Below are 13,163 nucleotides of genomic sequence, written 5' to 3' on the forward strand. Positions count from 1 at the left end.
TTTCTTCCTCACCCGCAGCGCCAGCAGAAAAGCTGGACCCCGGGTCAAGCCCGGGGTGACGCGCGATTATCCCAATGGCTGGCAAAAGCCACCAACCTAGACGCGAACGGCCCGCGCCCCTCCGTCCGGTTGCCCGAACACCCGCCGGTAGCGGGCGATTTCGGCCGGATCGCCCGTCGCCTTGGCCGGATTGTCCGACAGTTTCACCGCAGGCCGGCCGTTGGCCTCCGTCACCTTGCAGACGAGCGAGATCGGCTCCAGCCCGGCAGCCCCGTCCGGGTCGCAGCCACGGAAGTCGTTGGTGAGGTTGGTGCCCCAGCCGAAGCTCATCCGCACCCGGCCGTGGAAATGGCGATAGGTCTCCTCGATCGACTCCACATCCATCCCGTCCGAGAAGATCAGCAGCTTGCCGGCCGGATCGCGCCCCTTCGCCTGCCACCAGCGGACGATCTGATCGCCCGCCTCGATCGGCGGCAGGCTGTCGGGGCGGAACCCTGTCCAGTCGGCCACCCAATCGGGCGCGTCTTCCAGGAATCGCGCGGTGCCATAGGCGTCCGGCAGCACGATCAGCAGATTGCCGTTGTAATGCTGCCGCCATTCCTCCAGCACCCGGTAAGGCGCCAGCGCCAGCGCCGCATCGCTTTCGGCCAGCGCCGCCGCCACCATCGGCAGTTCATGCGCGTTGGTGCCGATCGCCTCCAGATCGGCGTCCATCGCCAGCAGCACGTTGGACGTGCCGATGAAGCGATCGCCCAGTCCCTCCTTCAGCGCCTCCACGCACCAGCGCTGCCACAGGAAGCCGTGCCGCCGCCGCGTGCCGAAATCGGAAAGCTGAAGATCCGGCAACTGCCGCAGCCGCTCCACCTTCTCCCACAGCTTCGCCTTGGCGCGGGCGTAGAGGATATCCAGCGCGAACCGGCCCTTGTCGCGCATGGCGGCGCGGGATTTCAGCTCGTTGACGATGGCGAGCGCCGGGATTTCCCACATCGTCGTATGCGTCCAGGGGCCGTCGAAATGCAGCTCATACTGGCCGTCGGCCTTGCTCAGGCGGTAATCGGGCAGGCGGAAATCGCGCAGCCAGGCGATGAACCCGGGGCTGAACATCCGCGCCTTGCCATAGAAGCTGTTGCCCGCAAGCCAGATCAACTCCTTGTTCGAGAAGCGGAGGCCGCGCGCATGGTCCAGTTGCGCCCGCAATTCGTCCTCGTCGATGATCTCGGCCAGCCGCACCTTCTTCGTGCGGTTGATCAGCGAGAAGGTCGCCTGCACATCCGCATGCATTTTCCAGATCAGCTGCAACATCAGCAGCTTGTAGAAGTCGGTGTCCAGCAGGCTGCGGACGATGGGGTCGAGCCGGAAATTGTGGTTGTAGGTGCGGGTGGCGATGTCGGTGACTGTCATGCCGGCTCCTTCTTTCCGCCCGTCGATGCCGTGGCCGGCGGCGGCTGGCAAGCGTCAGCGAAGCCGGTCCAGCGGCACCAGCAGCCGCTCGGCGGGCGGGCCGTAAAAGGCGGAAATGGCATAGACCTCCGCCAGATTGCCGGGCGTCAGCACGTCGCCCGCAGGCCCTTCCGCCACCAGCCGGCCCCGGTCCAGCAACAGGATGCGGTCGCAATAGCGGTAGGCTAGCGCCAGATCGTGCATCACCGCCACCACCAGCGCGCCGGCCCGGGCCTCGTCGCGCAGGATTTCCATCCCCTCGATCTGGTGCGCCGGATCGAGGCTGGTGAGCGGCTCGTCCGCCAGCAGCACCGGCGCCTCCACCGCCAGCGCGCGCGCCAGCAGCACCCGGGCGCGCTCGCCGCCGGAAAGCTCGGTGGCGGTGCGCTGGGCCAGATGCGCAACGTCCGTGCGGCGCATCGCGCGTTCGATGGCGGCGCGGTCGCTGTCGGCGATGCGCGACAGCGGCGCCAGATGCGGCAGCCGCCCCAGCCCCACCAGACGCTCCACCGCCAGCGGCCAGTGCAGCGTCTGCCCCTGCGGCAGATAGGCGATGCGGCGCGCGACTTCGGCGCGCGGCATATGGGCGAGCGGCGCGCCGTCCAGCAGCACTCGCCCTGCATGCGGCAAAAGCCCGGCAAGCGCCTTCAGGAAGCTGGATTTTCCAGCGCCGTTCGGCCCCAGAACCCCCACCAGCAGGCCAGCCGGAAGCTGCGTGGAAAGGCCGCCCAGCACCTCGCGCCCGCCAAGGCGGACGCCCAGATTCTCGGTGGCGAGGCTCACCACAGCCGCCGCTCCCGCAAGAGGTGCGCCAGGAACACCGGCACGCCCAGAAAGGCCGTCACCACGCCCAGCTTCAGCTCGTTGGTGGAGGGGATCACCCGCACCGCCACATCGGCGAGTGCCAGCAGCGCCGCGCCGGCGATGGCGCTGGGCCAGAGGATCGCCGAGGGGCTTCGATCCGTATAAGGGCGCACCAGATGCGGCACGATCAGGCCGACGAAGCCGATCGCCCCCGTCACCGCCACGGCGCCGCCTACCCCCACGGACAGCCCCAGAAGCAGCCGCAGGCGCATGCGCCGCAGGTCCACGCCCATGGAAGCGGCGGCATCCTCGCCAAGGCTGAGCGCATCCAGCGCGCGCCCCTGTCCGGCCAGCAGCAGCACGCCGAGCGCCAGGCAGGGGAGGGCAAGCCAGACATGGCGGAAGCTGCGATCCTCCAGGCTGCCCAGCAGCCAGGAGGTGATCTCCATCGCCGCGAAGGGGTTGGGGGAAAGGTTCAGCGCCAGGCTGATCCCCGCGCCGGCCAGCGTCGCGACGGCGATACCGGCCAGAATGATGGACAGCGCGCTTTCCGAGCGCCGGGTCAGCAGCAGCAACAGGATCAGGCTGAGAAGCGCGCCTGAAATCCCCAGCAGCGGCAGCATCGCCGGGTGCAGGTCCGCCAGCCCGAAATAGAGCGCGGCGACCGCGCCGAGCGCCGCGCCGTTGGAGGTGCCCAGCACCGAAGGCTCGGCCAGCGGGTTGCGCAGATAGCCTTGCAGCACCGCGCCGCTCAGCCCCAGCATCGCCCCCACCGCCAGCGCGAGGATGGCGCGCGGCAGGCGCAGTTCCACCAGTATCGCCCGCTCCACCGGGTCGCCATCGCCGAACAGGGCCGAAAGCGCCCGGCCCACGGGAATCTCCGTGCTGCCGACGCCAACCGACAGCAGCGCCGCCGCCAGCAGGGCCAGCCCCAGCATGGCCCAAAGCCATCTCGATCGCTGCCGCTTGCCCATCCGCTAGCGGACCTGCCGCTTCTCCAGCTTCCGCGCCAGCGTCCGCCGGTGCATGCCCAGCCGCCGGGCGGCTTCGGAAATGTTGAAGTCCGTCTCCACCAGCGTCTGGTGGATATGCTCCCACTCCAGCGTCTTGATGGAGGAGTGGCGGCCGTCCACCGGCGCGTCCGGGTTGCCGCCTTCCCGCGCGAAGGCGGCTTCGATGTCGTCGCTGTTGGAGGGCTTGGCGAGATAATGGTCCGCCCCCAGCTTGATCGCCTCCACGGCGGTGGCGATGCTGGCGAAGCCGGTCAGCACCACGATCTTCATCGCCGCGTCGCCCGCCCGCAGCGTCTGCACGCAGGCAAGGCCGGAAGCGCCGCCCAGCTTCAGGTCGACCACGGCATAGCCCGGCCGGTGGCTTTTCAGCAGCAGCTCCAGCTCATCGTGGCTGGCGGCGTGGAGCGCGCGATAGCCGCGCCGCTCGAACGAGCGCTGCAGCGTGCGGGCGAAGGCCGCGTCGTCCTCGACGATCAGCAGCAGGGGGCGGTCGGTCATGCGGCGGGAATCCGGCCGGCCAGCCCGGCCAGCGGCAGATGGATTCGCACCCGCGCCCCGCCTTCGGCGCGGTTCTGCGCCGCGACGCTGCCGCCCAGCTTGCGGATCACATTCACCAGCAGGAACAGCCCCAACCCGCCGCCCGGCCGCCCCTTGGTGGAGTGGTAGGGGCGCCCGAAGGCCTCCAGCATCTCGGGGGTGAAGCCCGGTCCGCGATCCGAAATGTCCAGCAGCAGCATGTCGGCCTCCAGCGATGCGGCAATCTCCACCCGGTCGGGCGAGGCTTCCAGCGCATTGTCGATGGCATTTCCGATGACTTGCCGCAACGCCGGGTCTGCGACCATCGGCACATCCTCGCCCAGCCGGTCGCTCCAGACGATCGAGTCGTAGCGCCGGTCGGCCCGCCATTCGTTGACGATCCCGGCCAGAAAGCGCCGGGCGCTGGTCGGCTCCGGGGCGATGCCGCGGGCTTCCCCGGCCGACATCAATATGCCGCTGACGATCGCCTTGCAGCGGTCGATGGCGGCGGTCATATCCTCCATGTCCTCGCCGAGTTCCGGGTGCTGCTTCAGCAGCGGCAGCTTGCGCCAGTCCCCCACCAGCACGGCGAGAGAGGCGAGCGGCGTTCCCAGTTCATGCGCCGCGCCGGAAGCCAGCAGCGCCATGCGGACGATATGGTCCTCCTCGGCGGCATGCTGCCGGGCGGCGGCGAGCGCGGAATCCCGTTCCTTCAGGTTGCGGCTTACCCTCGTCACGAAGGCGACCAGCAGCACCGCCACCAGCGCGAAGCAGACGAGGCCGCCCCAGAGATAGAGTTGCATCGGGTCCTCCGCCCAGCGCGGCGGCAGGCCGAGCGGCCGGGTGGTCAGCGCCAGCACCGCCAGCGCCAGCAGGGCGGCCGCCACCACGCCCCAGGAGGAAGCCGGTTTCAGCAGGATCGCCCCCAGCACGATCTGCAACAGGAACAGATAGACGAAGGGGTTGGTCAGCCCACCGGTCAGGTAAAGCTGCCAGGCGAGCGCGCCGACATCCACCAGCAGCGTCGCCGTCAGCTCCGCGTTCGAAACGTCCGTTCGCCGGTGGAGCAGGGGCAGGCTGCCGAGGTTGATGGCCGCCAGCCCGGCCGGCGCCAGCAGCAGCGCGGCGAGCGGCAGATGGATGCCCATGCCCCAATGGACGACGGCGATGGTGACGAGCTGCCCGACGACGGCGATCCAGCGCAGTTGCACCAGCAGGCGCATGTTGCGCCGCCCGGCGTCGGCGTCGGCCTGGGTGATCTTGCGAACCGGCCAGCGGCCAATCATCCGCCGTCGCGCGCCTGCCGGCCCCGGACCAGCAGCAAGACGGCGAACAGAGACATTGCCGCCAGCGCGAACCAGGTGAGGGCATAGACCAGATGGTTGTCGGAAAAGCGGATGACGGTCAGCCCACCGAGGGGCTCGCCGGGCAGATTGCCGGGCATGTCGTTCATCGATGTCACGGGGGCGATTGCATTGTCCGCGTCGATGAAATAGGGGGCGACCCTCTCCAGCCCCCGGGACGTGGCGATCGCCGCGACATCGCGCGAATACCAGCGGTCGGCGGCCGGGTCGTTGCGGCGCAGGAAGCCGCCGTCCGGCTCGGTCAGCCGCAACAGCCCGGCGAGGGCATAGACATCCGGCGCCGGAGGGGTGACGGAACGCGTCGGCACGAAACCGCGATTGACGAGGATGATGCCCTCTGCCGTCTCCATCGGCGACATCACCCAATAGCCGCTGCCAAGCTCCGTCACCGCTGTCACGAAGGCAGGGGCCACGGGGAGGAAGCGGCCAGCGGTGTGCACGCGCAGATAGGCATGGCTTCGCGCCGAGACATTCGGCCACTCCGCCGGTCCGGGGGCGGGAACTGGGGCGTTGTGCGCGCGCGCGTCGACCGCGGCGATCAGCTCATGCTTCCACTGGCGGCGTTCCAGTTGCCAGATACCCAGCCAGACGAAACCGCCCGCCAGCAGCAGGCAGATCGCCGCCAGCATCGCACGCCCGGCGAACGGCCGGGCGCCGACCGCATCGGTCACGGCATCTGCCGCATATCGTGCACCGGGGGCATCATGTTGGTGTTCAGATGGTACATCACCCAGAGCGATCCCGCCATCATGATGACGACGATGATGATGGTGAAGACCAGCGCCGTCATCGTCCAGCCGCCTTCCACCTTCCCGTTCATGTGCAGGAAGTAGATCATGTGCACCACCACCTGCACCACGGCGAAGGCCATGATGAGGAGTGCGGTCGTCTCGCCGGAAAGCGGGCGGGCCATCACCAGCCAGAAGGGAATGGCCGTCAGCACCACGGAAAGGACGAAGCCGATCACATAGTCGCGAAGGCTGCCGTGCGCGCCGCTGTCATGCGCGTGATCACCGTGCGAATGCGCGCCATGCTGCGTGTCATGATCCTGGCTCACCGGAGCATCCCCATCAGATAGACAAATGTGAAGACGCCGATCCAGATGACGTCGAGGAAGTGCCAGAAGAGGCTGAGGCACATCAGCCGCCGCTGGTTCGCCGGCTTCAGCCCGAAGCGGTTCACCTGCACCATCAGCGTCACCAGCCAGATGAGGCCGAAGGTGACGTGCAGGCCGTGCGTGCCCACCAGCGTGAAGAAGGCCGACAGGAAGGCGCTGCGCTGCGGAGTCGCCCCCAGATGGATCATGTGCTGGAATTCGTAGAGCTCGATCGAAAGGAAGGCGAGGCCGAAGAGGCCGGTGATCCCCAGCCACAGCAGCACCTTCTGCTTGTCGCCGCGCGCCATCGCCAGCATCGCGAAGCCATAGGTGATCGACGAGAACAGCAGCATCGCGGTGTTGAGGGCGATGAGGTTCAGGTCGAACAGGTCCTTCGGCCCCGGCCCGGCCGCGAGATTGCCGCCCAGCACCGCATAGCAGGCGAAGAGGATGGCGAAGATCAGGCAGTCGCTCATCAGGTAGATCCAGAAGCCCAGCATGGTGCTTCCGCCTTCCGGATGGTCGTGCTCGTGCAGGTCGTAATAGCGGGCCGTCGGGTCTGCGGCGGCGGTGTTGCTCTGCATGTCTCAGGCCCCCTGAACGGCCGGCTGGCCGGCGAGCTGGCGCGTGCGGGCCTCTTCGGTCGCGGCGACGGTTTCGGCGGGGATGTGGAAATCCCGGTCGTAATTGAACGTATGCCAGATGGCGTAGCCGACGATTCCGAGGAAGCTCAGCGCCGCCAGCCACCAGATGTACCAGACCAAAGCGAAGCCGCAGACGATGCTGAGCGCCGCCAGCACCACGCCGGTGCCGGTGTTCTTCGGCATATGGATGGCGCGGAAGCCCGAAAGCGGGCGCTTCACGCCGGCCTGCTTCATCTCGTGCCAGGCGTCATGGCCGTGGATGATGGGGGTGAAGGCGAAGTTGTAGTCGGGCGGCGGGGAGGAGGTCGCCCACTCCAGCGTGCGGCCTTCCCAGGGGTCGCCGGAGACTTCGCGCAATTCGTCGCGCTTCCAGATGGAGACGGCGAACTGCACCAGCATGGCGCCGATTCCGGCGGCGATCACAAGCGCGCCCAGCCCGGCGATCAGGAACCAGATCTGCAGGCTCGGATCGTCGAACACCCGCATCCGCCGCGTGACGCCCATCAGCCCCAGCACATAGAGCGGCATGAAGGCCAGCCAGAAGCCCACCACCCAGCACCAGAAGCTGATCTTGCCCCAGAATTCGTTCAGCTTGTAGCCGAAGGCCTTGGGCCACCAGTAGTTGATGGCGGCGAACACGCCGAACACCACGCCGCCGATGATCACATTGTGGAAGTGGGCGATCAGGAACAGCGAGTTGTGCAACACGAAGTCCGCCGGCGGCACGGCCAGCAGCACGCCCGTCATCCCGCCGACCACGAAGGTCAGCATGAAGGCGATGGTCCACATCATCGGCAGGTCGAAGCGGATTCGGCCGCGATACATGGTGAACAGCCAGTTGAAGAGCTTCGCGCCGGTGGGGATCGAGATCACCATGGTGGTGATGCCGAAGAAGCTGTTCACCGAGGCGCCGGAGCCCATGGTGAAGAAATGGTGCAGCCAGACGACGTAGCTCAAGATGGTGATGCAGACGGTGGCGTATACCATCGACGTATAGCCGAACAGCCGCTTGCCCGAGAAGGTGGAGGTGATTTCGGAGAACACCCCGAACAGCGGCAGGATCAGGATGTAGACCTCCGGATGGCCCCAGATCCAGATGAGGTTCACATACATCATCGGGCTGCCGCCGAAATCGTTGGTGAAGAAATTGGTGCCGACGTAGCGGTCGAGGCTGAGCAGCGCGAGCACCGCCGTCAGGACGGGGAAGGAGGCGACGATCAGCACGTTGGCGCAGAGCGAAGTCCAGGTGAAGACGGGCATCCGCATCAGCGACATGCCGGGCGCGCGCATCTTGATGATGGTGACGATCAGGTTGATGCCCGAAAGCGTCGTGCCGACGCCGGCGATCTGCAAGGCCCAGATATAATAATCCACCCCGGAATTGGGGCTGTAGGCGATGCCGGACAGCGGCGGATAGGCGAGCCAGCCGGTCTGCGCGAACTCGCCGACGAACAGCGACACCATCACCAGCACGGCGCCGGCGGTCGTCATCCAGAAGCTGAAATTGTTGAGGAAGGGGAAGGACACGTCCCGCGCGCCGATCTGCAGCGGCACGATATAGTTCATGAGGCCGGTGATGAACGGCATCGCCACGAAGAAGATCATGATCACGCCGTGCGCGGTGAAGATCTGGTCGTAGTGGTGGGCGTTCAGATAGCCTTCGGAGCCGTTGAAGGCCATCACCTGCTGCAGCCGCATCATGATGGCGTCGGCGAAGCCGCGCAGGAACATCACCAGCCCCAGCACCATGTACATGATGCCGATCTTCTTGTGGTCGACGCTGGTGAACCAGTCGTTCCACAGCATCCCCCACAGCTTGTAGCGGGTGATGAGCGCCAGCAGGGCGCCGCCGCCGATCAGCACCACGATGAAGGTGGCGACGACGATCGGTTCGTGCAGGGGAAGATGGTCCAGCGACAAGCGCCCGAAAATGGGGCTCACCTCGGTGGTGGCGGGGGCTGACATCGGCTCAGGCCTTCAGGATTGCGTTGCAATGGGGGAAAGGCCGGCGAAAGCGGCCGTCTGCCGCCCGGCCAGCCCGGCGCCGAGGAGCGGCGCCAGATCGATCGTTCGCGGCAGTTCGAATTCGTCGGCGCCCATGGGGCGGGTGTCGCACATCGCCGTCACCATCATCCGTGCCGGGCGGCTGCCCTCGGTGCCGCGCCCGGCGAACTTGTCGTAGGAAAGCGCGGCGACATTGTAGGTGCCGGCGAGGCCGAGGCCGCCCTTCGCGTCGATCGCCATCATGTCGTGCATGCACATCTTGCCCGGCTCGACGCACATGTTGACGACGGCGTCGAACAGGTTGCGCTCGACCTCGCCGAAGTGCGTGACGGCGACATTCTCGCTCGGCCGCTCCAGCTCCAGATAGGCGGCGCGGTCCAGCCGGCCGCCGGAGCGGACCTTGCCGACCCACTGGTCGAACTCGTCCGCCGACATGCCGTGCGCGTCGAAGCGCATGCCGGAGAAGCCGGCGCCGCTGTAGTTGGCGGACAGGCCGCGATAATGGCCGGGGTTGTTGAAGACGGCGTGCAGCTTCGTCTCCATCCCCGGCATGGCGTAGATCTGCCCGGCGAGCGCCGGCACATAGAAGCTGTTCATCACCGAGGAGGAGGAGATGCGGAAGCGGATCGGCCGGTCGATCGGCGCCACCAGCTCGTTGACGGTGGCGATCCCCTGTTCCGGGTAGATGAACAGCCACTTCCAGTCGAGCGCGACCACCTGCACTTCCAGCGGCCTCGTGTCGGCGGCGACCGGCTGCCCCGGCGCGATCCGGGCCAGCGGGCGATAGGGGTCCAGCAGGTGGGTCGCCACCCAGGTGATGGCGCCCAGGCAGATGATGATCAGCAGCGGCGCGCCCCAGATCGCCAGCTCCAGTTGCGTGGAATGGTTCCACTCCGGCTCGTAGCGGGCTTCCCGGTTGGCGGCGCGGTATTTCCAGGCGAAGAACATGGTCATCGCCATCACCGGCAGGATGATCACCAGCATCAGCAGGGTGGAGATCACCACCAGATCGCCTTGCTGCTGTGCAACATCGCCCGCCGGCTTCAGCACCACCCAGTCGCAGCCGGCCAGCAGCGGCAACAGGGCCAGCGCCGCCAGCTTTGGAAGGCGATTGCCTGTGGAGCGCCGCGGCGAAAGGGCAGGGGGCAAGGGATTACGGGCAAGCATAAGCGGCGCCTAATCCCATGCTGCAACGCGGCACATAGGACATTTTGCCCAATCCCCTTGCGCTGGATCAATGACAAAGAGGCACGAGCTTCGCCCGTGGGTTCGCCTGCCGGGCCGGAGAATGCTATCCATCGGCCCGGAGCCTATCCGGGGCGGCCTTCGGACGGAATTGAAGAGCCATGACGGCAATCACTGCGGAACAGGACGCGCGGCAGATCAACGGCGGGGAGATCAACGGCGGGCATCCCGTCGAACCCGGCGAGATTTCCGTCGGGGTCGTCATCGGCCGGGCGTCGGAGTTCTTCGACTTCTTCGTCTACGCCATCGCCTCGGTTCTGGTTTTCCCGAAACTGATCTTTCCCTTCGTCGATCCGCTGACCGGCACGCTCTTCTCCTTCGCGGTGTTCGCCGTCGCCTTCGTCGCCCGCCCGGTCGGCACCTTCATCTTCACCGGGATCGACCGCCGCTACGGCCGTGGCGCCAAGCTCACCATCGCGCTGTTCCTGCTGGGCGGCGCGACGGCGGCCATCGCCTTCCTGCCCGGCCATGAGCGGATCGGCATCTGGGCGGCCGTGCTCCTCACCCTGTTCCGCGCCGGGCAGGGCGTGGCGCTGGGCGGCTCGTGGGACGGGCTCGCGTCGCTGCTGGCGCTGAACGCGCCCGCCGGGCGGCGGGGCTGGTATGCGATGCTGCCGCAGCTAGGCGCGCCGATCGGCCTCATCGTCGCCAGCCTGCTGTTCGCCTTCCTGATCTACGCCCTTCCGGCCGAGGATTTCCTCGACTGGGGCTGGCGCTATCCCTTCTTCGTCGCCTTCGCGATCAACGTCGTGGCGCTGTTCGCGCGCCTCAGGATCGTCGTCACCCCGGAATATGCCCACCAGTTCGAAGGCCGGGCGCTGCAACCGGCCCCCGTCGTGGAAACTTTGGCCACCCAGTGGCGGGTGATCGCCGCCGGAGCCTTCGCGCCGCTCGCCAGCTTCGCCATGTTCCATATGGTGACGGTGTTCCCGCTCTCCTGGGTGTTCCTGTTCACCACCGAATCGCCGGTGCGCTTCCTGCTGATCGAGGCGCTGGCGGCGGTGTTCGGAATCGCCGCCATAATCGCCTCGGGCCTGCTGGCCGACCGTTTCGGCCGCCGCACGGTGCTGGGCGTCTCCGCCGCCGCCATCGCCGCCTTCAGCGGCTTCGCGCCGCAACTGCTGGGCGCCGGGCAGGGCGGGGAACTGGCCTTCATGCTGACGGGTTTCGTGCTTCTCGGCCTGTCGTTCGGGCAGTCGTCGGGCGCCATCTCCTCCAGCTTTCCCATACGCTATCGCTACACCGGCTCGGCCCTGACGTCGGACCTCGCCTGGATGTTCGGCGCCGGCTTCGCGCCGCTCGCTGCGCTGCTGCTCTCCACCAAGTTCGGGCTGATCTCTTCGGGCGCCTATCTGCTGTCGGGCGCGCTCGGCACGCTGGCGGCGCTCTGGCTGAACCGGAACCTCGCGCGCACCATCGAATAGCGGGCCCCAACGCCCTCAATTCAACCGGCTCGGTGGACATTTCGCCGATCCCCTCTTGCGCTTCGCCGCGATCCGGGCTGCTTTGCCAGGAAAGGCAAGGGGGGAGCCGGCGTGCTATGATAGATGTGGCGATCATCGGCGGAGGCTTTTCCGGCACGCTGCTGGCGGTGAATCTGGTCCGTCACGAGGGGCCATCGGCTCTGCTGTTCGAGCGCAACCACAAGGCCGGCCTCGGCCTCGCTTACTCTACATCCTCCAACTCGCATCTGCTGAACGTCCGCGCCGCCAACATGAGCGCGCTGCCCGACGACCCCGGCCATTTCGAGCGCTGGGCCCAAGCGGAATGCGGCGCCGAGCGCACCAGCTTCGTGCCGCGCGCCACCTATGGCCGCTATCTCAACAGCCTGCTGGAAGAGGCCCGCGCCCAGGCGCCGCATCAGTTGACCGTGCATGCGGCCGAAGTGATCGGAATTCGCCCCGAGGGCGAGCATTTCCAACTGCTTTTCGCCAATGGAGAGCGGCAGCAGGCCCGCCGCGTCGTGCTGGCCACCGGCAACCTCCCGGCCCGCGCGCCCGCCGGGCTGGACCCGGCGGCATTGGGGGATGCCTATTGCAACGATCCCTGGGAAGGCGAGCTGATGCCGCCCGCCGGCCCGGATTCGCCGGTGCTGCTGATCGGCACCGGCCTGACGGCGATCGACGCGGCGCTGCTGCTGCGCGAGGCCGGGCACGGCGGCGAGATCGTCGCTTTGTCCCGCCGGGGGCTCATCCCGCGCGTCCATGGCGCCCCCGAGCCGGTTCCGCCGCTGCCGGAAGCGCCGGCGGCCGACACGCTTTCGATCCTGCGCCACTTGCGCGCGCAAGCGAAAAAGATCGGCTGGCGCGCCGCGGTGGACCAGCTTCGCCCGCACACACAGGATCTGTGGCGGCGCATGCCGCTCGCCGAAAAGCAGCGTTTCCTGCGCCACGCGCGAGTCTGGTGGGATGTGCACCGCCACCGCATGGCGCCGGAAGTGGCGGGGCAGGTGAAGCATATGGTGGCGGCCGGCGACCTGCGCGTGATCGCCGGCCGGATTCTATCCGCCGAGCGCACCGAAACCGGCGCGCGGCTTGAAATCCAGCGCAAGGACGCAAGCACCCAAACGCTGAAAGTCGGGCGCATCGTCAACTGCACCGGCCCGGGAGACGTGGCCCGTTCCGCCCAGCCCCTCATCCGCAGCCTGCTCGATGGCGGCCTCGCCCGGCCGGACGAACTGGGGATGGGGCTGGAGACGGACCATCTCGGCCGCGTCATCGCGCCGGACGGCGCGCCGAATTCCAGCCTCTTCGCCGTCGGTCCGCTCACGCGCGGCAGCTTCTGGGAAACCACCGCCGTGCCCGACATCCGCCGACAGGTCTGGTCGCTGGCGCGCATGCTTTCCAACGCCCATTGGGTGGGCGGCGAGGGGCTTTAGAGCCTGTTTCGATCAGGCGGAATCGCCTGGAACGGGACCTGATATCCCCCTCCCTTCGCCACCCCTGTTTTTCTCCGTCACTTTTGTTTTTTCCCCGTCACCCCGGGCTTGACCCGGGGTCCAGCTTTTCCGCCGGCGCAGCGCTTGAAGCTGGACCCC

At 67.5% G+C, this 13,163-nt stretch carries 12 protein-coding genes; 2 read left to right on the plus strand and 10 right to left on the minus strand.

Annotated features, from left to right (window positions below; all coding sequences use genetic code 11):
* Window positions 1–96: 96 nt before the first annotated feature.
* From pncB to cyoA, 10 genes are read right to left on the minus strand one after another with little or no spacing between them, the layout of a single operon-like run.
* Complete coding sequence (pncB, locus tag L6Q21_RS16780; RefSeq protein WP_237831903.1) at window positions 97–1,401, minus strand: nicotinate phosphoribosyltransferase; 1,305 nt, start codon at window positions 1,399–1,401, stop codon at window positions 97–99.
* Window positions 1,402–1,455: 54 nt separating this feature from the next.
* Window positions 1,456–2,226, minus strand: coding sequence for an ABC transporter ATP-binding protein (locus L6Q21_RS16785; RefSeq protein ID WP_237831904.1), 771 nt, complete (start codon window positions 2,224–2,226; stop codon window positions 1,456–1,458).
* Window positions 2,220–3,182, minus strand: a complete 963-nt coding sequence (locus L6Q21_RS16790; protein ID WP_237831905.1) for a FecCD family ABC transporter permease — start codon at window positions 3,180–3,182, stop codon at window positions 2,220–2,222. Before L6Q21_RS16790 ends, L6Q21_RS16785 begins: the two co-directional genes overlap by 7 nt.
* A 39-nt stretch (window positions 3,183–3,221) precedes the next feature.
* Window positions 3,222–3,755 carry a response regulator transcription factor gene (locus L6Q21_RS16795; RefSeq protein ID WP_237831906.1) on the minus strand — a complete coding sequence of 178 codons (534 nt, stop codon included), beginning with the start codon at window positions 3,753–3,755 and terminating at the stop codon, window positions 3,222–3,224.
* Window positions 3,752–5,059: an ATP-binding protein gene (locus tag L6Q21_RS16800; RefSeq protein ID WP_237831907.1), complete on the minus strand. Its 1,308-nt coding sequence runs from the start codon at window positions 5,057–5,059 to the stop codon at window positions 3,752–3,754. Before L6Q21_RS16800 ends, L6Q21_RS16795 begins: the two co-directional genes overlap by 4 nt.
* On the minus strand, window positions 5,056–5,766 hold the full coding sequence (locus L6Q21_RS16805; RefSeq protein WP_237831913.1) for an SURF1 family protein: 711 nt from the start codon (window positions 5,764–5,766) through the stop codon (window positions 5,056–5,058). Before L6Q21_RS16805 ends, L6Q21_RS16800 begins: the two co-directional genes overlap by 4 nt.
* A 38-nt stretch (window positions 5,767–5,804) precedes the next feature.
* The gene (gene cyoD / locus L6Q21_RS16810; RefSeq protein WP_237831908.1) at window positions 5,805–6,194 is read right to left on the minus strand and encodes a cytochrome o ubiquinol oxidase subunit IV; all 390 of its coding nucleotides are present in this window, start codon (window positions 6,192–6,194) and stop codon (window positions 5,805–5,807) included.
* Window positions 6,191–6,817 carry a cytochrome o ubiquinol oxidase subunit III gene (gene cyoC / locus L6Q21_RS16815; protein WP_237831909.1) on the minus strand — a complete coding sequence of 209 codons (627 nt, stop codon included), beginning with the start codon at window positions 6,815–6,817 and terminating at the stop codon, window positions 6,191–6,193. The genes cyoD and cyoC overlap by 4 nt, the downstream gene beginning before the upstream one ends.
* A 3-nt stretch (window positions 6,818–6,820) precedes the next feature.
* Window positions 6,821–8,842 (minus strand): cytochrome o ubiquinol oxidase subunit I, encoded by a 2,022-nt coding sequence (cyoB, locus tag L6Q21_RS16820; protein ID WP_237831910.1) that lies wholly within the window; start codon window positions 8,840–8,842, stop codon window positions 6,821–6,823.
* Window positions 8,843–8,854: 12 nt separating this feature from the next.
* On the minus strand, window positions 8,855–10,048 hold the full coding sequence (gene cyoA, locus L6Q21_RS16825) for a ubiquinol oxidase subunit II (protein WP_418895837.1): 1,194 nt from the start codon (window positions 10,046–10,048) through the stop codon (window positions 8,855–8,857).
* 179 nt (window positions 10,049–10,227) lie between these two features.
* On the opposite strand from cyoA, the gene L6Q21_RS16830 reads away from it, so the two are divergent.
* Complete coding sequence (locus L6Q21_RS16830; protein WP_237831911.1) at window positions 10,228–11,550, plus strand: MFS transporter; 1,323 nt, start codon at window positions 10,228–10,230, stop codon at window positions 11,548–11,550.
* Between the two features lie 116 nt (window positions 11,551–11,666).
* On the plus strand, window positions 11,667–13,004 hold the full coding sequence (locus L6Q21_RS16835; RefSeq protein ID WP_237831912.1) for an FAD/NAD(P)-binding protein: 1,338 nt from the start codon (window positions 11,667–11,669) through the stop codon (window positions 13,002–13,004).
* The last annotated feature ends 159 nt before the right edge of the window (window positions 13,005–13,163 follow it).

The organism is Sandaracinobacteroides sayramensis (assembly GCF_022014495.1).
In the GTDB taxonomy this organism is placed as follows: domain Bacteria; phylum Pseudomonadota; class Alphaproteobacteria; order Sphingomonadales; family Sphingomonadaceae; genus Sandaracinobacteroides; species Sandaracinobacteroides sayramense.

Excerpts from the sequence above, each read along its gene's own strand:
- cyoC (WP_237831909.1), bottom strand. The coding sequence starts at position 6,817 with ATGCAGAGCAACACCGCCGCCGCAGACCCGACGGCCCGCTATTACGAC.
- L6Q21_RS16805 (WP_237831913.1), bottom strand. The coding sequence starts at position 5,766 with ATGCTGGCGGCGATCTGCCTGCTGCTGGCGGGCGGTTTCGTCTGGCTG.
- L6Q21_RS16790 (WP_237831905.1), bottom strand. The coding sequence starts at position 3,182 with ATGCTGGGGCTGGCCCTGCTGGCGGCGGCGCTGCTGTCGGTTGGCGTC.
- L6Q21_RS16830 (WP_237831911.1), top strand. The coding sequence starts at position 10,228 with ATGACGGCAATCACTGCGGAACAGGACGCGCGGCAGATCAACGGCGGG.
- pncB (WP_237831903.1), bottom strand. The coding sequence starts at position 1,401 with ATGACAGTCACCGACATCGCCACCCGCACCTACAACCACAATTTCCGG.
- L6Q21_RS16795 (WP_237831906.1), bottom strand. The coding sequence starts at position 3,755 with ATGACCGACCGCCCCCTGCTGCTGATCGTCGAGGACGACGCGGCCTTC.
- cyoA (WP_418895837.1), bottom strand. The coding sequence starts at position 10,048 with ATGCTTGCCCGTAATCCCTTGCCCCCTGCCCTTTCGCCGCGGCGCTCC.
- L6Q21_RS16800 (WP_237831907.1), bottom strand. The coding sequence starts at position 5,059 with ATGATTGGCCGCTGGCCGGTTCGCAAGATCACCCAGGCCGACGCCGAC.
- cyoB (WP_237831910.1), bottom strand. The coding sequence starts at position 8,842 with ATGTCAGCCCCCGCCACCACCGAGGTGAGCCCCATTTTCGGGCGCTTG.
- L6Q21_RS16835 (WP_237831912.1), top strand. The coding sequence starts at position 11,667 with ATGATAGATGTGGCGATCATCGGCGGAGGCTTTTCCGGCACGCTGCTG.